At 66.6% G+C, this 19,925-nt stretch carries 22 protein-coding genes and 1 tRNA gene; 16 read left to right on the forward strand and 7 right to left on the reverse strand.

Annotation, left to right across the window (positions count from 1 at the left end; genetic code table 11):
- Nucleotides 1-52: 52 nt before the first annotated feature.
- A complete protein-coding gene (locus tag BoBH3_RS10440; RefSeq protein WP_262330728.1) occupies nt 53-1,435 on the forward strand; it encodes a polysaccharide biosynthesis protein in 1,383 nt (460 codons plus the stop codon).
- Nucleotides 1,436-1,546: 111 nt separating this feature from the next.
- Here the strand turns inward: BoBH3_RS10440 and glnA are convergent, their stop codons facing one another.
- Entirely contained in the window at nt 1,547-2,956 is a 1,410-nt protein-coding gene (gene glnA, locus BoBH3_RS10445; RefSeq protein WP_262330729.1) for a type I glutamate--ammonia ligase, read from the reverse strand.
- A gap of 96 nt (nt 2,957-3,052) precedes the next feature.
- Nucleotides 3,053-3,391, reverse strand: a complete 339-nt coding sequence (locus tag BoBH3_RS10450; RefSeq protein WP_262330730.1) for a P-II family nitrogen regulator — start codon at nt 3,389-3,391, stop codon at nt 3,053-3,055.
- Between the two features lie 284 nt (nt 3,392-3,675).
- On the opposite strand from BoBH3_RS10450, the gene BoBH3_RS10455 reads away from it, so the two are divergent.
- Entirely contained in the window at nt 3,676-5,205 is a 1,530-nt protein-coding gene (locus BoBH3_RS10455) for an NAD(P)H-hydrate dehydratase (RefSeq protein ID WP_262330731.1), read from the forward strand.
- Nucleotides 5,206-5,261: 56 nt separating this feature from the next.
- Here BoBH3_RS10455 and BoBH3_RS10460 read toward each other — a convergent pair whose 3' ends face one another.
- Entirely contained in the window at nt 5,262-5,819 is a 558-nt protein-coding gene (locus BoBH3_RS10460) for a PRC-barrel domain-containing protein (protein ID WP_262330732.1), read from the reverse strand.
- 243 nt (nt 5,820-6,062) lie between these two features.
- Between BoBH3_RS10460 and BoBH3_RS10465 the strand changes: the two genes are divergently transcribed.
- Entirely contained in the window at nt 6,063-6,269 is a 207-nt protein-coding gene (locus BoBH3_RS10465) for a hypothetical protein (RefSeq protein ID WP_262330733.1), read from the forward strand.
- A gap of 30 nt (nt 6,270-6,299) precedes the next feature.
- Here the strand turns inward: BoBH3_RS10465 and BoBH3_RS10470 are convergent, their stop codons facing one another.
- Entirely contained in the window at nt 6,300-6,467 is a 168-nt protein-coding gene (locus BoBH3_RS10470) for a hypothetical protein (RefSeq protein WP_262330734.1), read from the reverse strand.
- Between the two features lie 152 nt (nt 6,468-6,619).
- Here BoBH3_RS10470 and BoBH3_RS10475 point away from each other — a divergent pair, with 152 nt between their 5' ends.
- Together BoBH3_RS10475 and ppk2 are read left to right on the forward strand one after the other, a co-directional pair.
- On the forward strand, nt 6,620-6,892 hold the full coding sequence (locus BoBH3_RS10475) for a hypothetical protein (RefSeq protein ID WP_262330735.1): 273 nt from the start codon (nt 6,620-6,622) through the stop codon (nt 6,890-6,892).
- A gap of 303 nt (nt 6,893-7,195) precedes the next feature.
- Nucleotides 7,196-8,101 (forward strand): polyphosphate kinase 2, encoded by a 906-nt coding sequence (gene ppk2, locus BoBH3_RS10480; RefSeq protein ID WP_262330736.1) that lies wholly within the window; start codon nt 7,196-7,198, stop codon nt 8,099-8,101.
- A 152-nt stretch (nt 8,102-8,253) separates the two neighbouring features.
- On the opposite strand, the gene BoBH3_RS10485 is transcribed toward ppk2, so the two are convergent.
- Nucleotides 8,254-8,328, reverse strand: a tRNA-Lys gene (locus tag BoBH3_RS10485).
- A gap of 137 nt (nt 8,329-8,465) precedes the next feature.
- Here BoBH3_RS10485 and BoBH3_RS10490 point away from each other — a divergent pair.
- The 11 genes from BoBH3_RS10490 (at nt 8,466) to BoBH3_RS10540 (ending at nt 18,209) form a co-directional block, all read left to right on the forward strand.
- Nucleotides 8,466-8,777, forward strand: coding sequence for an FtsB family cell division protein (locus BoBH3_RS10490; RefSeq protein WP_262330737.1), 312 nt, complete (start codon nt 8,466-8,468; stop codon nt 8,775-8,777).
- Between the two features lie 176 nt (nt 8,778-8,953).
- Entirely contained in the window at nt 8,954-10,051 is a 1,098-nt protein-coding gene (gene pdhA / locus BoBH3_RS10495) for a pyruvate dehydrogenase (acetyl-transferring) E1 component subunit alpha (protein ID WP_262330738.1), read from the forward strand.
- 57 nt (nt 10,052-10,108) lie between these two features.
- On the forward strand, nt 10,109-11,521 hold the full coding sequence (locus tag BoBH3_RS10500) for a pyruvate dehydrogenase complex E1 component subunit beta (RefSeq protein ID WP_262330739.1): 1,413 nt from the start codon (nt 10,109-10,111) through the stop codon (nt 11,519-11,521).
- Between the two features lie 12 nt (nt 11,522-11,533).
- The gene (locus tag BoBH3_RS10505) at nt 11,534-12,880 is read left to right on the forward strand and encodes a pyruvate dehydrogenase complex dihydrolipoamide acetyltransferase (protein ID WP_262330740.1); all 1,347 of its coding nucleotides are present in this window, start codon (nt 11,534-11,536) and stop codon (nt 12,878-12,880) included.
- A gap of 7 nt (nt 12,881-12,887) precedes the next feature.
- Nucleotides 12,888-13,580: an SGNH/GDSL hydrolase family protein gene (locus tag BoBH3_RS10510; RefSeq protein WP_262330741.1), complete on the forward strand. Its 693-nt coding sequence runs from the start codon at nt 12,888-12,890 to the stop codon at nt 13,578-13,580.
- Between the two features lie 75 nt (nt 13,581-13,655).
- Nucleotides 13,656-15,095, forward strand: coding sequence for a dihydrolipoyl dehydrogenase (gene lpdA / locus BoBH3_RS10515; RefSeq protein ID WP_262330742.1), 1,440 nt, complete (start codon nt 13,656-13,658; stop codon nt 15,093-15,095).
- Between the two features lie 39 nt (nt 15,096-15,134).
- On the forward strand, nt 15,135-15,905 hold the full coding sequence (locus BoBH3_RS10520) for an alpha/beta hydrolase family protein (protein ID WP_262330743.1): 771 nt from the start codon (nt 15,135-15,137) through the stop codon (nt 15,903-15,905).
- 51 nt (nt 15,906-15,956) lie between these two features.
- Nucleotides 15,957-16,289 carry a GlsB/YeaQ/YmgE family stress response membrane protein gene (locus BoBH3_RS10525; protein ID WP_262330744.1) on the forward strand — a complete coding sequence of 111 codons (333 nt, stop codon included), beginning with the start codon at nt 15,957-15,959 and terminating at the stop codon, nt 16,287-16,289.
- Between the two features lie 52 nt (nt 16,290-16,341).
- Nucleotides 16,342-16,620, forward strand: coding sequence for a GlsB/YeaQ/YmgE family stress response membrane protein (locus tag BoBH3_RS10530; RefSeq protein WP_262330745.1), 279 nt, complete (start codon nt 16,342-16,344; stop codon nt 16,618-16,620).
- 97 nt (nt 16,621-16,717) lie between these two features.
- The gene (gene lipA / locus BoBH3_RS10535; protein WP_262330746.1) at nt 16,718-17,725 is read left to right on the forward strand and encodes a lipoyl synthase; all 1,008 of its coding nucleotides are present in this window, start codon (nt 16,718-16,720) and stop codon (nt 17,723-17,725) included.
- Between the two features lie 13 nt (nt 17,726-17,738).
- Entirely contained in the window at nt 17,739-18,209 is a 471-nt protein-coding gene (locus BoBH3_RS10540; protein ID WP_262330747.1) for a type II toxin-antitoxin system RatA family toxin, read from the forward strand.
- On the opposite strand, the gene BoBH3_RS10545 is transcribed toward BoBH3_RS10540, so the two are convergent.
- Together BoBH3_RS10545 and BoBH3_RS10550 are read right to left on the reverse strand one after the other, a co-directional pair.
- Nucleotides 18,206-18,703: a CinA family protein gene (locus tag BoBH3_RS10545; RefSeq protein WP_262330748.1), complete on the reverse strand. Its 498-nt coding sequence runs from the start codon at nt 18,701-18,703 to the stop codon at nt 18,206-18,208. The genes BoBH3_RS10540 and BoBH3_RS10545 overlap by 4 nt on opposite strands.
- Nucleotides 18,704-18,707: 4 nt before the next feature.
- Nucleotides 18,708-19,889, reverse strand: a complete 1,182-nt coding sequence (locus BoBH3_RS10550; protein ID WP_262331177.1) for a bifunctional 2-C-methyl-D-erythritol 4-phosphate cytidylyltransferase/2-C-methyl-D-erythritol 2,4-cyclodiphosphate synthase — start codon at nt 19,887-19,889, stop codon at nt 18,708-18,710.
- Nucleotides 19,890-19,925 lie beyond the last annotated feature (36 nt).

The following is a 19,925-nucleotide window of genomic DNA, read 5'->3' on the forward strand; positions in this document are numbered from 1 at the left end:
CATCGGCGGTCTGACCGCGCTGGCGAATGCCGTCGGAATGGCCTGAGACCGCATGGCCAAGATCGCCGCACTGGCCGCCTATTTCTATCAGGCTGCGCTCGCCTTCGGACTGCTGATCGTCCTGTCGCATCTGCTGCCAGCGGCGGAGTTCGCGGCCTATTCCCTGTTCGTCTCGATCGTCCAGTTCGCCGGCATAGCCTGCTTCGAATGGCTGCGCTTCGCCTGCAACCGGTTCTACCCCGGCCCCGACGCGCAGAGCGAAGCGACGGAACGCGGCGCCATCGTCGCGGAATTCCTCGTCAGCGCGCTCCTCTGCCCACTCGGAGCCGCCGTCGCAATCGCATGGGGGGTCCCCGTGCCGATCGTGCTGGCAGGGCTGATCGCGACCATCCTGCAGAGCGCGGGGGAACTGCATCTCACCATGCTGCGGTTCCGACAGGCCTTCCGGCTGTTTTCCTGGCTGCAGGGCATGCGGGCCACGATCTTCGCCGTGGCGTCTCTCGGCGGCGCAGCCATCGCGGCCGATTTCCAGCATGTCGTACTGGGTATCCTCGCCGCCAATTTCCTCTACAGCGCCATCGCCTGGCTCGCGACCCGCCGGCTGCTGTCGCCGGTCCCGCGCTGGAATGGCGAGGCCGCCCGCCGGCATCTGGCCTATGGCGGGGTTTCCGCCGGAGCCTCGATCGCCAGCATGTTCGCGCCGCTCGGCCTCAAGGCGATCCTCACCGCAGCGCTGGGTCCGGCAGGCGCGGCGGCGCCAATGCTGGCGCTCGACCTGCTGCAGCGGCTCTTCGTGCTGATCGTCTCCTCGCTGCACGCCATCCGCTATCCGGAGCTGGTCTTCCTGTTCGACCGCGACGGCGAGAGCCCAGCCATGCGCCGGGAGCTCGGCCGCTACTATTCTCTCCTGGTCGCTTTCTCGCTGATCGCCGTCGCGGGGCTCATGGCGCTGCTCGAGCCGATGACGCATTTCGTTGTACCGGGCGAGCTTCAGGCTTCTTTCCTGCGAACCGCGCCCCTGCTGATCGTCATGGCACTCATGCGCGCCCTGACGCAGACCCTGCTGCCGACCCCGGCGCATCTGCGACGGCACCTGCCGGCCATAGGCTGGCTGGCGGCGGGCGATTGCCTGGCGACCTGCGTCGGCGCCTTCCTGGCCATGAAGCTCTTTCCCGGCTCCGATCTCGCCATCGCGGCAGGGGCGGCGGCAGGGGCGGCCATCGCGGTCGTCGCCGGCTCGGCGCTGCTGCGGCTCGTCGCCTTCGAGATGCCGTGGCGGCCTGTCCTGTTCTCGGGTGGAGCCGCGGTCGCGTCCTTCGCCTGCATCCGCTGGTTCGCTGACGCTCCGCTGCTTGCGACCGGCAGCGCTCTCGCCGTAACGCTCCTGCTCGGCGGGCTGGCCTGTCTCAAGCTGCTGCGCTGGATCGCGCGCTAACCTCCTGAACCAGACATAAAAAAACCGGGGCGGCGACGCCCCGGAAGTTTCGTTCGACCGCTGGGAGCGGTCGGGGAGGCCGGCCGCCCCGCGGAGGGGCGGCCGAATTCCTCAGTAGGAGTAGTACATCGCGAACTCGACCGGGTGCGGCGTCATCTCGAAGCGCGCCACATCCTGCATCTTGAGTTCGATATAGCTCTCGATGAAGTCGTCGTTGAACACGCCACCGGCCTTGAGATAGGCGTTGTCCTTCTTGAGCGACTCCAGGGCCTCGCGCAGCGAGCCGCAGACCGTCGGGATCTTCTTCAGCTCGCGCGGCGGCAGGTCGTAGAGGTCCTTGTCCATCGCCGGGCCCGGATCGATCTTGTTCACGATGCCGTCGAGGCCGGCCATCAGCATGGCCGCGAAGGCGAGATAGGGGTTCGCCATCGGATCGGGGAAGCGGACCTCGACGCGCTTCGCCTTCGGCGAGGTCGTCCACGGAATACGGCAGGACGCCGAACGGTTGCGGGCCGAATAGGCCAGCAGCACCGGAGCCTCATAGCCCGGGACGAGGCGCTTGTACGAGTTCGTCGACGGGTTGGTGAAGGCGTTCAGGGACTTGGCGTGCTTGATGATGCCGCCGATGTACCACAGGCACTCCTGCGAGAGGTCGGCATACTTGTTGCCGGCCATGGTCGGCTTGCCGCCCTTCCAGATCGACTGGTGGACGTGCATGCCCGAGCCGTTGTCGCCATAGATCGGCTTCGGCATGAAGGTCGCGGTCTTGCCGTAGCTCTGGGCGACGTTGTGGATGCAGTACTTGTAGACCTGCATCGTGTCGGCCATCAGCGTAAGCGTGTCGAACTTCAGGCCGAGCTCGTGCTGGGCGGAAGCGACCTCGTGGTGGTGCTTCTCGACCTTGGCGCCCATGGCAGCCATGGCAGCCAGCATCTCGCCGCGCATGTCCTGCGCCGAATCCTGCGGGGGAACCGGGAAGTAGCCGCCCTTGGTGGCGATGCGGTGGCCGAGGTTGCCGCCCTCATACTCGGTCATGCCGTTGATCGGCAGCTCGACGTTGTCGAGCTTGAAGCCCGTGTTGTAGGGGTCGGCAGCGATCTTGACGTCGTCGAAGACGAAGAACTCGGCCTCGGGGCCGACATAGATTGTGTCGCCGATGCCGGTCGACTTGAGATAGGCCTCGGCCTTCTTGGCGATGCCACGCGGATCGCGGCCATAGGGCTCGCCCGTCGACGGCTCGAGCACGTCGCAGGTGATCACCATCGTGGCGGCGGAGAAGAAGGGATCCATGACGGCCGTCGTCGGGTCCGGCATCAGGAGCATGTCGGACTCGTTGATGGCCTTCCAGCCGGCGATCGAGGAGCCGTCGAACATCGTGCCCTCGGCGAAGATGTCCTCGTCGATCATGGTGACGTCGAACGTCACGTGCTGCCACTTGCCGCGCGGGTCGGTGAAGCGGAAGTCCACATACTTGACGTCGTTGTCCTTGATCGCCTTGAGGACATCCTTGGCGTTCTTCATTTCAGCATTCCTCTTGCCAGCAGTTATCAAACTCTTGGGCCGCAGCTGGCTCCACTCCAGCCGGCGGCTCCGGAACTCACGATGCGGGGAAGGTCCTCAGATCGCGTCCGCGCCGGTTTCACCCGTGCGGATACGGATCGCCCCCTCGACACTCGATACAAAAATCTTGCCATCGCCGATGCGACCGGTCTGCGCCGCCTTCATGATCGCCTCGATGGCGCGGTCGAGCAGATCGTCGCTCAGCACGATCTCGATCTTCACCTTCGGGAGAAAGTCGACGACGTATTCGGCACCGCGATAGAGCTCGGTATGCCCTTTCTGGCGGCCGAAGCCCTTAGCCTCGAGAACGGTGATGCCCTGAAGCCCGACCTCCTGAAGCGCCTCCTTCACCTCATCGAGCTTGAAGGGCTTGATGATCGCTTCGATCTTCTTCATGAGCCGACCGGCCTCCTTTGCGCCTCGAGGGTCCGGCTCGCGCCGGCGTTTACGGATCGCAGCTCGCTTCCGCTGCCAGAGCACGCTTTCGGCAGCCGGCGGATGCGAACTCCATTCTGCTCATAGCATTGGCGCATGCGCCCCGCCATGCGGCAGCCCCTGTCGAGCAGCCCGGTGCGGAGGCAAGAAACAGATTAAAAATTGTGCATATGATTATTTGACGATCAATATCATCTTTCGGACCTCGCTTGCGGGGAATGGGCCGGGCGCTCCATGATCCGTTCATGACTGCCCGACTGATCGCAGCGCCGCGCCTGACCGACCTCGTTCTGCTGTCGACTCGGCAGATGGCGCATGCGGACCGGATCGCGATCGCGGCCGGCACGCCCGGAATCGTCCTGATGGAGCGCGCCGGCGCTGCCGTTGCGGACGCAGCCCTCCGGCGAGTCGGCGCCAGAGCCTCCGTGACGGTCGTCTGCGGCCCTGGCAACAATGGCGGGGACGGCTTCATCGCCGCACGCATCCTGCGCGAGCGGGGCATGCAGGTGCGGGTCATGCTGCTCGGAGCCGCCGAGACGCTGGCAGGCGATGCCGCGCTCGCCCTTGCACGCTGGGCCGGGCCGGTGTTCCCCGCGACCGCGATCGAGGAGGGGCCTTCGGATCTCTTCATCGATGCGCTGTTTGGGGCCGGGCTCGCGCGCCCACTCACCGGCGAAGCGGCGCACGCCGTGGCTCTGATGAACGCCTCCGGGCGGCCGATCATCGCTGTCGACGTGCCCAGCGGCCTGTCAGGCGATACGGGACAGGCCGAGGGGCCGGTCGTGAAGGCGAGCGAGACGGTGACGTTCTTTCGCTTGAAGCCCGGCCATCTGCTTGAGCCCGGCCGGGCCCTTTGCGGGCCCGTGACGGTCGCGGATATCGGGATTCCAGCTGAAGCCGCCCTCGATGCCATCGGGGCAAACGCCTTGCGCAACGACATCGCGCTGTGGCGCGACGCCTGGCCGCACCATGCCGCCGATACTCACAAGTTCCGCCGCGGTGCGGTTGCCGTCGTAGCGGGCGGAGTGGCCTCGGTCGGCGCTCCCCGGCTGAGCGCGCGGGCGGCCATGCGTATCGGTGCCGGGCTGACGACGATCCTTTGCGAACCGGAGGCTGTGCCCGTCCATGCCGCGCGCGGCCCGGATGCGCTGATGCAACGCGCGGCGCCCGACGCGGCTGCGCTGACGGCGTTCCTGGAGGACAGGCGGATCGCCGTGGCAATGGCCGGGCCGGCGCTGGGCTTCGACTCGCGGGCTGCGGGTATGGTGCGGGCGCTCGCCGCCTGCGACAGGCCGATCGTACTTGACGCCGATGCGCTGACCCTGATCGCAGGCCAGCCTGGCGGGGCGAGGGCAGTTCTCTCGCAGAGGACCGCGGCGAGCGTGCTGACTCCGCATGAGGGCGAATTCCAGCGTCTGTTTGGCGGGGAGCCCACCGTCGTCGGCGAGGCGTCGAAGCTGGAGCGCGCGCGCAAGGCGGCGGCGCTGTCGGGCTGCGTCATCGTCTACAAAGGAGCGGATACGGTCATCGCCGCGCCCGACGGACGGGCCGCGATCAACGCCACGGGCTCGGCGGCCCTCGCCACGGCTGGCTCCGGCGACGTGCTGGCCGGCCTCATCAGCGGGCTGCTGGCACAGGGGATGCCGGCTTTCGAGGCGGCCTGCGCGGCCGTCTGGCTGCATGGCCGCGCCGGAGAGGCGCTCGGGATGGGGCTGATCGCAGATGATCTCCCGGAGGCGATCCCTTCGGCGTTGCGCGCGTCGTCTCTGGCCTGAAACGACGAAAGGCCCGCCCCTTGCGGAGCGGGCCGATATTTCAGTCCATCGGGACCTTAGCTGCCGGAATACGTCACCGCCGGAGCGGTCTGGAGCTGGTCCTTGGTCAGGGTGATCTTGCCGTGATCCGGATACATCGCCGGAGCCTTCGGCGCGGCGGAAGCCGCCGGGGGCGAGGCCATGCTGCCGGAGCCGGCCGAGCCGCTGCCGGACGCGCTCGGCGCCGGAGCCGGCGAGGCGATCGGCTGATCGCTCCAACTGACCTGCTCGAAGGGGACTGCGACATCCTTAGCGCCGATGCCGAGGAAGCCGCCGACACCGATCGTCACCATCTCGACCTTCCCGGTCTTGTCGACGATCACCTCGGTGACGTCCCCGACCTTCTTGTCGTCTGGGCCATAGATGTCGACGCCGATGAGCTTGCTCGAACGCCACTTGCCCTGGCCAGCCAGGTTCGTCTCGGGCGTCTTGACGGGCGCCGGCGCAGTGGTTGCCGGTGCCGTGGTCGCGCTGTTCGGAGCCGCGGAGGGCGGGGTCGGAGCGCTGGTCTGCGCGACGGCCGTAGCAGCCAGAAGCCCCGCGCCGAGGGAAGCGAAGACAACATGCCTGATCATTTTTTCCTCCTGAAAGTGTTTCCGCCAAGAGGCGGGTCGCCTCTACAACAATCGATCGGCGTTTTTGTTCAGATCGAAATCATCAAATCTGTGGCAAATTGAAATTCACATGAAGCTTCTCTTTAGAGAAACACGGTTACGCCCGCGGCTACAGCTTGCTTGTCGTGTAAGGCCGTGCTCGTATGCCGTCACGTGGAAACGCCGCAGTCGCGACGCTGTTCCGCCCGACAGGGGAGGTTGGGAATGCCGCCGGTCACGCTAACGGTTCCTCTTAGCGAGGAAGAGATTGCGGCGATCGATCGCTATATCGACAGTCACAGGCCCGGCCGGTCGCGGGCGGAAGCCGTGGCGGAGATCGTCGCGCTCTGGGCCGCCTCGCAGGGCAGCCGGCCGTCGAGCCCGGACGAGGGCATGCGCCCCGAGGATCTCAACGCCAGCAACGATTCCTGAGCGGCGCGGGAACAGCGCGGCTTCGGCCGCTCAGCTCTCCGCCTCATCGCGCCGGAGTTCGAAGGCCAGCATGGCCTCGGCAAGTGCCTGCAGCTCGCGCTCCTTCTCGGAGCTGTCCGGCGCTGCGTTGAGTTCTTCGAGGCGCTGCTGCGCGCGTTCGTAGTCCTCGTCGGTGTGGATCACGATGGGCAGCTTCACGCGGACCTCCAGGGGTTGGTTCGAGGCTGTGTCGGTACAGCGGAGATAGACGCCGGATCGGCCTCGCCGGTTCCGCCGCGCCGCAACTTAAGCCTTCGGCAAGGCGGAGCTCCCATCATAGGGCTCCTTTGGTTGGCTGGAAGGGCCCGGCGATGAACAGATGGCTCGTCTGCGCGCTTGTCTCCAGCGTCGGGGCGACGCTCGCATCCGCTCCCGCGGCGGCCTTCTGGCAACGCTCCCAGTTTTCCCACTGCAGGGACGCCACGACCGAGAGCGAGCGCCAGCGCCATCGCTGCTGGGAGCTCGACGGCTACGTGGATTCCGGCTGGCCGGCGCTCGGCGCGGCCGGTGGCTATTTTCCGGGCGGCTCCAAGCCGCCGGGGGCGCGCTGGCCCAAGGCCGGCGTGACCCAGCGTCTGGGCTGATACGCCCACACATCCTGAACGGATCGTCGGCAAGCAGCTTCGGCAAAAACGGCGACGTGAGAATTTCCTGAGTTGTCAAAGTAGTTTCGCAATCGGTCCCTAGCCTCGCCGCAGAGTGACAATCGGGGACCGAGGGCCCGTCTGCATGCTGCTGCGTCGAGTTTCCGTCGTCTTCCGCCGCGACAATCTCGAAGAGCGCCGACGGGCCGGGTTTCCGCTTTCCTGACGCACGGCCTCCTCGAGTCCGTCGCCCGGGCGGCTCACAGCTTCAAGCCCAACACCAACATAGCGAAAGTCGACCCCATGCCCTCCAGCACCATGGACCGCATCAAGGCCGAGATCACCGACTCCTTCGACGAGGAGCTGGAACTGCAGCTCGAGGAGGAAAGGCTCGACGAACTGGTGGCGGAAGGCCTCGGAGCCCCGAACGGGGCGACGCTGGATCGCAGGATCTATTTCCGCGAACTCTTCCGGCTCCAGCATGAGCTGGTCCGGTTACAGGACTGGGTGCAGCACAAGAAGCTCAAGGTCGTCGTGCTCTTCGAAGGGCGCGATTCCGCTGGCAAGGGCGGCGCGATCAAGCGCGTCACCCAGCGGCTCAACCCGCGCATCTGCCGCGTCGTCGCCCTGCCGGCTCCGACCGAGCGGGAGCGGAACCAGTGGTACTTCCAGCGCTACGTCCCGCATCTGCCTTCGGCGGGCGAAATGGTGCTCTTCGACCGCTCCTGGTACAACCGCGCCGGCGTCGAGCGCGTCATGGGCTTCTGCACGCCGGCCGAGCTGGAGGAGTTCTTCCGCTCGGTGCCGGAGTTCGAGCACATGCTCGTCCGCTCGGGCATCATCCTGATTAAATACTGGTTCTCGATCACCGACGAGGAACAGGAATTCCGCTTCCGCATGCGCATCGAGGACCCGATGAAGCAGTGGAAACTCTCGCCCATGGATCTGGAGAGCCGGGTGCATTGGGAAGACTACACCCGCGCCAAGGAGGAGATGCTGGAGCGCACGCACAGCACCCACGCCCCCTGGTGGGTGGTCGAGGCTGTCGACAAAAAGCGGGCGCGGCTCAATTTCATCGCGCATCTGCTGGGCCAGATTCCCTATGAGGACGTGCCCAAGCCGGATATCGTCCTTCCGGAACGCGTGAGAAACCCCGACTACCTCCGCCACCCGGTTCCGCCGGAAATGTATGTGCCGGATGTGTATTGAAGCATCGCCCGGAGCCCGCGGAGCGAATGGGGGGCTCCGGCCGCTTCCATCCCGCGCCCTTCGATGGCCTTTTCGATCGGAAGGAGGGCGTCCTTACGCCGAATCTCGCCGCAGTCGGAGCAACCGAAGCGGCAAGATCGGCGAAAGGCGTTTGGTGAGCGGGGTGGGGATCGAACCCACGACCACATGATTAAAAGTCACGTGCTCTACCACTGAGCTACCCGCCCTCAGCGTGGCGCTGACATACGGAGCCGCGATGCGCTGGTCAACTCGCCGGTGGACAGGGCCAGCGCGATCGTCGGTCGGACTGGCTCATCGGTGAAGTCTTAACGGATCGGAAACCAAGCCGATCTAGCGTCACCACATGGTTATTCGCCGTGGTCTCCGCTCCGTTTTCGTGACGTTGGCGCTCTATCTCGTTTCGGGAGCGGCGGTGTCCTATTTCATGTTCCATGCCCAGCATGGAGCGCGCGGCCTGGAGGCGCGCGGCGCCGTTCGGGAATCGCTGCGGGACATGGAGGCCGAGCTCGCCGGGCTCGTCTCCGAGCGCAAGTCCTGGGAGCAGCGCCTCGCCCTTGTGCGCGACGAAGCGATCGACCGCGATCTGCTGGAGGAAAACGCCCGGCTCGTTCTCGGCCGGACGCATAAGAACGATGTGATCATCATGGGCCGCTGAGCCTTGGTAACAAAGGTGAAATTTAGTCCCGGACGTATCGATTAACTGGATTCCAGTTATCCTTTTAGCCAGTCATGTTTTCAATGACTTAGCTCATGCTGCAATGCGAGATAGCGTCCTCGCCAAGCATTTTGCGATCCTCTACAACAAAGGTCGAAAGACCCGGAGGATCGTTCATGGCAGTTGCTGCGCGTAAGTCGAAAGCCCCCGCTCAACCCAAGGCCGCTGCGAAGCCGGCGAAGGCGCGCTCCGCCAAGGACGGCGCCGGGAAGGCGGCTCCCGCCCTCAGCAATGTCGCCAGCTTCAGCAAGGACGAAGATCTCCACGCCTATCGCGAGATGCTGCTGATCCGGCGCTTCGAGGAAAAGGCCGGCCAGATGTACGGCATGGGCCTGATCGGCGGCTTCTGCCACCTCTATATCGGCCAGGAAGCCGTGGTCATCGGCATGCAGATGGCCTCCAAGGACGGCGATCAGGTCATCACCGGTTATCGCGACCACGGCCACATGCTGGCCTGCGGCATGGAATCGCGCGGCGTGATGGCGGAGCTGACCGGCCGGCGCGGCGGCTATTCGCGCGGCAAGGGCGGCTCCATGCACATGTTCTCCCGCGAGAAGAACTTCTACGGCGGCCACGGCATCGTCGGCGCCCAGGTCTCGCTCGGCACGGGCCTGGCCTTCGCCGACTGGTATCGCGGCGACAAGACGGTCTCGATGACCTATTTCGGCGACGGCGCCGCCAATCAGGGCCAGGTCTACGAGAGCTTCAACATGGCCAAGCTCTGGAAGCTGCCGGTCGTGTTCATCATCGAGAACAACCGCTACGCCATGGGCACCGCGGTGAACCGCGCCTCCGCGCAGACCGATTTCTCCCGCCGCGGCGTGTCCTTCGGCATCCCGGGCGAGCAGGTCGACGGCATGGATGTGCGGGCGGTCCGCGAGGCCGGCCTGCGCGCCATCGAGCATGCACGCTCCGGCAAGGGCCCCTACATCCTCGAGATGCAGACCTATCGCTATCGCGGCCATTCGATGTCCGACCCGGCGAAGTATCGCTCGAAGGACGAGGTCCAGCGCATGCGCGAGGAGCACGATCCGATCGAGCAGGTGAGGGCGCGTCTCGTTCGTGACTTCAAGATCGCCGAGGACGAGCTCAAGTCGATCGACGCCAAGGTCCGCGAGATCGTCAACGACGCCGCCGAGTTCGCCACGCATGATCCCGAGCCCGATCCCTCGGAGCTCTTCACCGATATCCTGCTGGAGCCGGCGCAGGGCTGACGCCTCAGCGCAACGCCTGCCTCGTCCTTTCCCGCGTATTCAGATCCGGGTGCGTTCATGCCGATCGACATTCTCATGCCTGCCCTTTCTCCCACCATGGAGGAAGGAAAACTGGCCAAGTGGCTGAAAAAAGAAGGCGATCAGGTCAAGGCCGGCGACATCATCGCCGAGATCGAGACCGATAAGGCCACCATGGAGGTCGAGGCGGTCGACGAGGGCATCCTCGCGAAGATCCTCGTCGCCGACGGCACCGAGAACGTCGCGGTCAACACCCCGATCGCGGTGATCGCGGCCGAGGGCGAGGACGTCTCCGCCGCGGCAGCTGTCGACCCGGCAACGATCAACCCGACTGCGCCGCAGGCAGCAGCGGCGCCCTCCAAGCAGGAGGAGGTCGCTCCGGCCGCCGCCCCGGCAGCGAGTGCGCCCGTCAGCGTGCCGGCGCAGGCGAAGGCCTATGACGCGTCGAGCGAGTTCCCCGCCGGTGCCGAGATCGGCATGCAGACGGTCCGCGAGGCGCTGCGCGATGCCATGGCCGAGGAGATGCGCCGCGACGGCGATGTCTTCGTGATGGGCGAGGAGGTCGCCGAATACCAGGGCGCCTACAAGGTCACGCAGGGGCTGCTCCAGGAGTTCGGGCCCAGGCGCGTCATCGATACCCCGATCACAGAGCATGGCTTCGCCGGCATCGGCGTCGGCGCGGCGCTCTCGGGCCTTCGGCCCATCGTCGAGTTCATGACCTTCAACTTCGCCATGCAGGCGATCGACCAGATCATCAACTCCGCAGCCAAGACGCTCTACATGTCCGGCGGCCAGATGGGCGCGCCGATCGTCTTCCGCGGCCCGAACGGCGCCGCCGCCCGCGTCGGCGCCCAGCACAGCCACGACTATGCCGCCTGGTACTCGAACGTGCCCGGCCTCAAGGTGGTGGTGCCCTATAGCGCTTCCGACGCCAAGGGCCTGCTGAAGAGCGCGATCCGCGACCCGAACCCGGTGATCTTCCTCGAAAACGAGATCATGTACGGCAAGTCCTTCGAGGTTCCGAAGGGCGACGACTTCCTGATCCCGATCGGCAAGGCCAAGGTCGTGCGCCCCGGCACGGATGTCACCATCGTCTCCTTCGGCATCGGCATGACCTATGCGCTCGGTGCCGCCGAGGCGCTGGCGAAGGAAGGCATCGAAGCGGAGGTCATCGACCTGCGCACGATCCGGCCGATGGACATCGAGACCGTGATCGCTTCGGTGCGGAAGACCAATCGCTGCGTCGCGGTCGAGGAGGGCTTCCCGCAGTCCGGCGTCACCGCCGAGATCGGCATGAAGATCATGGAGGCGGCGTTCGACTATCTCGACGCTCCCGTCGCCCGCGTCACCGGCAAGGACGTGCCGATGCCCTACGCGGCGAACCTCGAGAAGCTCGCCTTGCCGAATGTCGGCGAGGTCGTCGCGGCGGCCAAGGCCGTCTGCTATCGCTGAGAGGGCTGACCGATGCCGACCAACATCCTGATGCCCGCGCTCTCTCCCACGATGGAGAAGGGCAATCTCGCCAAGTGGCTGAAGAAGGAAGGCGACGCGATCAAGGCCGGCGACATCATCGCCGAGATCGAGACCGACAAGGCGACCATGGAGGTCGAGGCGGTCGACGAGGGTATCCTCGCCAAGATCGTGGTGCCGGAAGGCACGGCCGATGTCGCCGTCAACGAGGTCATTGCCGTGATTGCGGGCGAGGGCGAGGATGCCAAGAGCGTCTCCGCTCCGGCTGCGAGCGCCGCCCCGAAGGCGGATGCTCCCAAGGCCGAACCTGCCAAGGCTGAAGCTGCTCCGGCGGCGGCGCCCGCTGCCGCCAAGGCTCCCGAAGCGCCGGCTGCTCCGGTGAAATCGGACGGCAGCCGTCCGTTCGCTTCGCCGCTGGCGCGTCGCATGGCCAAGGATGCCGGCCTCGACCTCTCCGCCATCAAGGGCTCCGGCCCGCATGGCCGTATCGTCGAGAAGGATGTCGAGGCCGCGAAGGCGGGTGGCGGCGCCAAGCCCGCGCCCGCGGCTGCTTCGGCAGCCGCTTCTGCGCCGAAGCCCGTCGCCGCGCCGCTCGCCACTGGGCAGTCCGACGAGGCGGTCAAGAAGCTGTTCGCGCCGGGCTCCTATGAGGAGATCCCGCATGACGGCATGCGCAAGACCATCGCGCGGCGCCTCACCGAGGCAAAGCAGACCATCCCGCATTTCTACGTCACGGTGGATTGCGAGCTCGATGCGCTGCTGAAGCTGCGTGGCGAGCTCAACGCCGCCGCCCCGGAGAAGGACGGCAAGCCGGCCTACAAGCTCTCGGTCAACGACATGGTCATCAAGGCGCTGGCGCTGGCGCTCAAGGCCGTGCCGGACGCCAATGTGAGCTGGACCGACGGCGCCATGCTCAAGCACAAGCACGCCGATGTCGGCGTCGCGGTCTCGATCCCGGGCGGGCTGATCACGCCGATCGTGCGCGATGCCTGCCACAAGACGCTGTCGCAGATCTCCAACGAGATGAAGGACATGGCGGCGCGCGCCAAGACCCGCAAGCTCAAGCCCGAGGAGTACCAGGGCGGCACGACGGCCGTCTCCAACCTCGGCATGTTCGGGGTCAAGGACTTCGCCGCGGTCATCAACCCGCCTCATGCGACGATCCTGGCGGTCGGCGCCGGCGAGCCGCGCGTCATCGTCAAGGGCGGCCAGCCGGCCGTGGCGACCGTGATGTCGGTGACGCTCTCGACCGACCACCGTGCCGTCGATGGCGCGCTCGGAGCCGAACTGCTCCAGGCCTTCAAGGGCTTCATCGAGAAGCCCATGGCAATGCTGGTGTGAGGCGGCGATGACCCGCCGCGCCCGCATCCTCGCCTTTGGCGATTCCCTCACCTGGGGGCGGATTGCCAACCGACCTGAGCGTCATGGCGAGGATGTGCGGTGGCCGCGCGTGCTGGAAAAGGCGCTCGGCGGCTATGCGACGGTCATCGAGGAAGGGCTCAATGGGCGGCGGATCGCGCTCGAGGACCCGCTGCGCCCTTACCGCTCCGGCATCTCGCTGCTGCCGCTGTTCATCGAGTGTCACGCGCCGCTCGACCTCGTCATCCTCATGCTCGGCACCAATGACTGCCAGCGCCAGCACTCGCTCTCGCCTTACGATGTCGCCCGTTCGATGCGGATGCTGGCGCAGGTGGCACAGCGCCCACCCGTTGAGCCCGGCATGCCCGTGCCGGAGGTGCTGATCGTCGCGCCGCCGATCGTACGAAAGCCTGACGATCCGGAACACGAGGCCCACTTCACCATGGAGGGGGCCTCCGAGAAGATGGCGCTGCTGGCGACCTATTATCGCCGCATCGCCGACGAGATCGGCGTCAACTTCTTCGATGCGGCGGCTGTCGCGAAGGTATCCGGCGAGGACGGCATCCATCTCGACGCCGAGAACACCCGTGCCATCGGCCTGGCGCTGGCTCCGGTCATTGACAGCTTGCTCGGCCTGCCGCTGCCAGCGCGCGGTCCCGCGCTGCAGATCACCGGTCCATGAACACCATTCGACCGGGGGCCTGCCCCCCAACAGCAACGCCTCCCGCATTGGGAGCAATGAGCCGAGGTATTACCCATGGCTGACTACGACATCATCGTCATCGGCTCCGGCCCCGGCGGCTATATCGCGGCGATCCGGGCCGCCCAGCTCGGCTTCAAGACCGCGATCGTCGAGCGCGAGCATCTCGCCGGCATCTGCTCCAACTGGGGCTGCATCCCGACCAAGGCGCTGCTGCGCTCGGCCGAGGTGCTGCACAACGGCCAGCACGCCAAGGATTACGGGCTCGTGCTGGAAGGCTCGTTCAAGGCCGATCTCGAGGCCGTGGTGCAGCGCTCGCGCGGAATCGCCGTCCGGATGAACAACGGCGTCCAGTTCCTGATGAAGAAGAACAAGGTCGACGTGATCTGGGGCGAGGCCAAGCTGACCAAACCCGGCACCATCACCGTCGCGCCGACCAAGAAGGCGATCATGCAGCCGCAGGGGCCGATCCCGAAGAATGCGAAGGGCGAGGGCACCTATACGGCCGATCACATCATCGTCGCGACCGGCGCCCGGCCGCGCGCGCTGCCCGGCATCGAGGCGGACGGCAAGCTGATCTGGACCTACTTTGAGTCGCTGGTCCCGAAAAAGCTGCCGAAATCACTCCTCGTGATGGGCTCCGGCGCCATCGGCATCGAATTCGCGTCCTTCTACAGGACGCTGGGTGTCGAGGTCACCGTGGTCGAGCTGCTGCCGCAGATCCTGCCCGTCGAGGATGCCGAGGTTTCGGCCTTCGCGCGCAAGGCCTTCGAGAAGCAGGGCATCAAGATCCTGACCGGTGCCAAGGTCACCAAGGTCGAGAAGGGCGCAGACTCCGTCACCGCCCATATCGAGGATGAGAAGGGCGGCAAGCAGACGATCACGGCCGACCGCTTGATCTCGGCCGTCGGCGTCGTCGGCAATGTCGAGAACATCGGGCTGGAGGCGCTCGGGGTGAAGACCGATCGCGGCACCATCGTGATCGACGACTTCTGCCGGACCAACGTCAAGGGCGTCTACGCCATCGGCGACGTTGCTGGCCCGCCGATGCTGGCCCACAAGGCCGAGCACGAGGCCGTCATCTGCGTCGAAGCGATCAAGGGCCTGCATCCGCACCCGATGGACAAGCAGATGATTCCGGGCTGCACCTATTGCCACCCGCAGATCGCCAGCGTCGGCCTGACCGAGGCGAAGGCCAAGGCTGCCGGCTACGAGCTGAAGGTCGGCCGCTTCAACTTCGTCGCCAACGGCAAGGCCGTCGCGCTCGGCGAGGATGCGGGGCTGGCGAAGACGATCTTCGACGCCAAGACAGGCAAGCTGCTGGGCGCCCATCTGGTCGGCCCGGAAGTGACCGAGCTGATCCAGGGCTTCGTCGTCGCGATGAACCTCGAGACGACCGAGGAAGAGCTGATGCACACCGTCTTCCCGCATCCGACCCTGTCGGAGGTGATGAAGGAGAGCGTGCTCGACGCCTACGGCAAGGTGCTGAACGCCTGAGGGACGAAGAGGCTCGGCTCTTGTCCGGAGGAGATCGCGGTGAGGAGAATCGTGCTGGCGGCGGTCGCCGCGTTGGGGCTCGTCACTTCGACGGCGGCGCTCGCCTGCGAGGGCGGTAGCTGCGTCAACGGGCTGGCTTATGAGGCCTTCGGCCCGGCGCCGGGGACGGGCTCGCCGGTGCTCGCCATCTTCGTGCATGGCGACGTCTCGGACGGTGGCCCCGCGGACTACATGTATTCCTATGCGAGGCAGTTCGCCGCTTCGCGCAAGAACGTCGTCGCGATCGCGCTGCTGCGGCCAGGCTATTACGACCGGGCCGGACGGCGCAGCGACGGCTCGGACAACGGCCGGCGCGACACCTTTCACTCCGGCAACAACAGGGCCGTTTCCGGCGCGATCCGCGAATTGCGCCAGATCTACAAGGCCCGTGCGATCGTGGCGATCGGCCATTCCGGCGGGGCCGGCGCGCTCGGCGTCATCGCGGGTAGCGATCCCGGGCTGATCAACGGGCTCGTCCTGGCGTCCTGCCCCTGCGACGTTACGGCCTGGAGAGCCAGTCGCGGGCGCGGAGGGCGGTATTCCTCGCAATCGCCGGTCGACTACCTGTCCGGCATCCCGCGGGGGATCCCGATCGTCGCCGTCACAGGCAAGGCGGACGACAACACGCGCCCAGAGCTGGCCAACGACTACGTGGCCAGGGCCCAGGCGCTTGGATTGAATGCCCGGCTGCAGCTCGTCGGCGGCGGGCACGGCTTCGGCAGCGGCGTCGGTAGCGCGGCGGTCTCGGCGCTGGGCGGGATGGCACGCTGAGGTGGCGGGAAGAGCTTTCCTCCGGAACCGTCCATGCTCATGGTGGCACGCATGACCCCACGCCAGTCAAAACGCGGGCCGCGCCCCGTCCCGGACGAGAAGGTGGAGATCCTGCCGCCGCGCCGGGAGCTGGGGCTGGACTGGAGCGTCATCATCCCCACGGTGGCGTCCGGCATGGTGATCGGCTTCGTCGCGAGCCTGATCGTCGGCGGCGGAGGGTTGATACGCCATGCCGTGGTCGGCGTGCTCGGCATGCTGGTGGGGCAGGGGATCGTGAGATTGACCGGCTGGCGGCTGAGGACAGGCTATTCCTTCCTCGACGATGCCGGAATGGCCGTGCTGGGGGCTATCATGGTGATCCTGCTGGCGCGCTTCATCGCCTAGCCGGGATGGTTCGACGGACGCGCATCGGCGCAAGGCTTGGAGAGTGTCTGATATGGAAAGCTTCGCCGCCACCATGGCCCAGCCGGGCTACGGCTTCTTCGCCACCCTTCTGATCGGGCTTCTCGCCGGCTGGATCGCCGAGCGCCTGACCTCCGAGGATCACGGCCTGCTGACCAACATGCTCGTCGGCGTCGCCGGCTCCTTCGTCGGGGCCAAGCTCGCCGAACTGCTGGAGATCCCGGTGTTCGGCTTCTGGCGCACGCTGCTGGCGGCGGTATGCGGCGCCGTGGTCGTGATCGTGATCTGGAACGCGCTGCGCAAACGCGGCTGAAACCCTGTTGCGCCGCAGGCTGTTGCGGCGCAGCACTTTGAGGATTAGCTAGGTCGAAGCCGGTATTGCCGGCTCCGCTGATGACCCGGACCCTGACATGGCGCTTGTTCTAGACCTGCTGAACCGCGATCCGCGGCCCAACGTCGGCAATCCGAAGGCAGAGGCTCGCCAGCCCGCCGCGGAACTGCGGCACCCGGAGAAGCAGAAGCGCCCGGAGAACCCGGTCCTGCGCAAGCCGGACTGGATTCGGGTGAAGGCGCCGGGCTCGCCCAAATGGGCCGAGACCAAGGCGATCGTGAAGGCCGAGAAGCTGGTCACGGTCTGCGAGGAGGCCGGCTGCCCCAATATCGGCGAGTGCTGGGAGAAGAAGCACGCCACCTTCATGATCATGGGCGACACCTGCACGCGGGCCTGCGCCTTCTGCAATGTGAAGACCGGCGTGCCGCTGCCGCTTGATGCCGAGGAGCCGCGCAAGGTCGCTGACGCCGTCGCGAAGCTCGGGCTGGAGCATGTCGTCATCACCTCCGTCGACCGCGACGACCTGAAGGATGGCGGCGCCGAGCACTTCGCCCAGGTCATCGGCGCGATCCGCAAGGCCTCGCCCGGCACCACCATCGAAATCCTCACCCCGGACTTCCTGCGCAAGCCGGGCGCGCTCGAAGTGGTCGTGGCGGCGAAGCCCGACGTCTTCAACCACAATCTCGAGACCGTGCCGGGCAGATATCTCAAGGTGCGGCCGGGCGCGCGCTATTTCCATTCGCTCAGGCTGCTGCAGCGGGTGAAGGAGCTCGACCCCACGATCTTCACCAAGTCCGGCATCATGGTCGGCCTCGGCGAGGAGCGGAACGAGGTGCTCCAGCTCATGGACGACCTGCGCTCGGCCGAAGTGGACTTCATGACCATCGGCCAGTATCTCGCGCCCTCGCGCAAGCACCATGCGGTGATGCGCTTCGTCACGCCCGACGAGTTCAAGAGCTTCGAGACCATCGCCTATGCCAAGGGCTTCCTGATGGTGTCCTCGACGCCGCTGACCCGGTCCTCGCATCATGCTGGCGAGGATTTCGCGCGGCTCAAGGCCACGCGGGCCGAGCGTCTGGGTCACTGACGGCGCCGCCGCCATGCCGATGTTCAAAAGCGCCCGTCGGGTGAAATATTCACCCGAGCAGATGTTCGCGCTGGTGGCGGATGTCGAGAAATACCCGCAGTTCCTGCCGCTCTGCGAGGGGCTGGCCGTGCGCAAGCGCCTGCCACGGGAGGGCGGCGGCGAGGTGCTGCTCGCCGACATGACCGTCGGCTACAAGGCGATCCGCGAGACCTTCACCAGCCGCGTCACGCTCGATCCGGAAAACCTCAAGATCCTCGTCGAGTATGTCGACGGGCCATTCCGGCATCTGGAGAACCGCTGGACCTTCAAACCGCATGAGAACGGCTGCGAGATCGGCTTCTTCATATCCTACGAATTCGCCAGCCGTATGCTCGGCCTGCTGATGGGCACGATGTTCGACAGGGCTTTCCGCAAATTCGCAGAAGCCTTCGAGAAGCGCGCCGATCTCGTCTATGGCAAGCAAGCGCCGGCGATCGGCTCCTAGGGGCCGGTCATCGCCGTCTCGCGCAGCAGGTCGAGCGCTTCCAGCACGCTGAGGCGGCGGATTTCGTCGCGTGATTGCTCGCCGAAGCGCTTCTCGCGATGCTTCGTGCCGGAGGGGCCGGCGCAGGCGAAATGCACAAGCCCGACAGGCTTCTCGACGCCGCCGCCCCCGGGGCCCGCGACGCCGGTGATCGAGACGGCATAGGTCGCGTTGAGCCGCTCGCGGCCGCCCTCCGCCATGGACCGGGCTACAGGCTCGCTGACGGCGCCGTGCCGCTCGATGAGCTCGATCGGGACGCCCGCGAGCGCGACCTTCGCCTCGTTGGCATAGGTGACGAGCCCGCCCTGAACCATGATCGACGAACCGGCGACCGTCGTCAGCGCCCCGCAGACGAGCCCGCCGGTGCAGGATTCGACGGTCGCGATCGTGAAGCCGCGCTCCTTGCTGATGTTCAGCAGCTCCGCCGCCAACGAACGGATGTCGAGGTCGAACATGGGCTCACTCCTCTTCGGGCAGGCGGATCGTCGCCGTCGCCAGCGCCGCCAGCCCCTCGCGCCGGCCGGTGAAGCCCATGCGCTCGGAGGTCGTGGCCTTGATCGCGACCTTCCCGACCGGCACGCCCGCGACGGCCGCGATCTCGGCACGGATGGCGTCGCGATGCGGGCCGACCTTGGGCGCCTCGCAGACGATGGTGAGGTCGAGATGGTCGATCCGCCCGCCGCGCTCGCGCACGCGATCCGCCGCGAAGGCCAGGAAGCGAGCCGAGGCCGCGCCGCGCCATTGCGGGTCGCTTGGCGGGAAATGCGTGCCGATATCGCCATCGGCCAGCGCACCGAGGAGGGCGTCCGTCAGGGCATGCAGCGCGACATCGCCATCCGAATGGGCGACGACGCCGTGGTCGTGTCCGATCCTGATCCCGCCCAGCCAGACATGATCGCCGGGCCCGAAGGCATGGACGTCGTAGCCGGTGCCGACACGCGTCACGAGCACCTTGCCGGAGCGGGACGCCGCGCGCAGGAAATCCTCGGCATGGGTCAGCTTGATATTCGCCGGATCCCCCGGGAAGGTCGCGACAGGATGGCCAGCCCATTCCATCAGGGCGGCATCGTCGGTGAACCCGTGCAGCTGCGCGGCCTGGGCAGCCTCATGGGCTTTCAGCAGGGGTCCGAAACGGAAGGCCTGTGGGGTCTGGACGCTGACGAGCTGGTCGCGTGGCGGCGTTTCGGCGACATGGCCGCTGGCGTCGGTCCGCTTCACCGTGTCGGTCACCGGCAAGGCCGGGATCGCAGCGAGCTCGCTCCCGCCGAGCCTCCCGACGGCCGCCGCGATCTGCGCAGGAGAGACGAAGGGGCGCGCGGCATCGTGAACGAGCACGATGCCTTCGAAGCCCTGCCGCGAGAGGGCGAGCAGACCGCGCCTCACCGACTCCTGACGAGTCGTGCCGCCGAGCGTCGGCGCGGAAAGACGAGAGCTGTCGAGGCCGGCCACCGCGTCGGCATAGCGGCCCTCGTCGCCATCGCCGATCACCACGCCGATGCGGCCGATGGACGGATCGGCGAGAAAGGGCAGCAGGGCATGGGCCAGCACGGGACGACCATTGACGAGGCGATACTGCTTCGGTTCTCCGCCTCCGGCGCGCAGGCCTTTTCCGGCCGCGACGAGCAGGGCGGCGACGGGCATCGACGCGTCGGGATTGTTCTGCAAGGGCGGGCGTCC

It is taken from the genome of Allobosea sp. BH3, from assembly GCF_025499465.1.
Classification (GTDB): domain Bacteria; phylum Pseudomonadota; class Alphaproteobacteria; order Rhizobiales; family Beijerinckiaceae; genus Allobosea.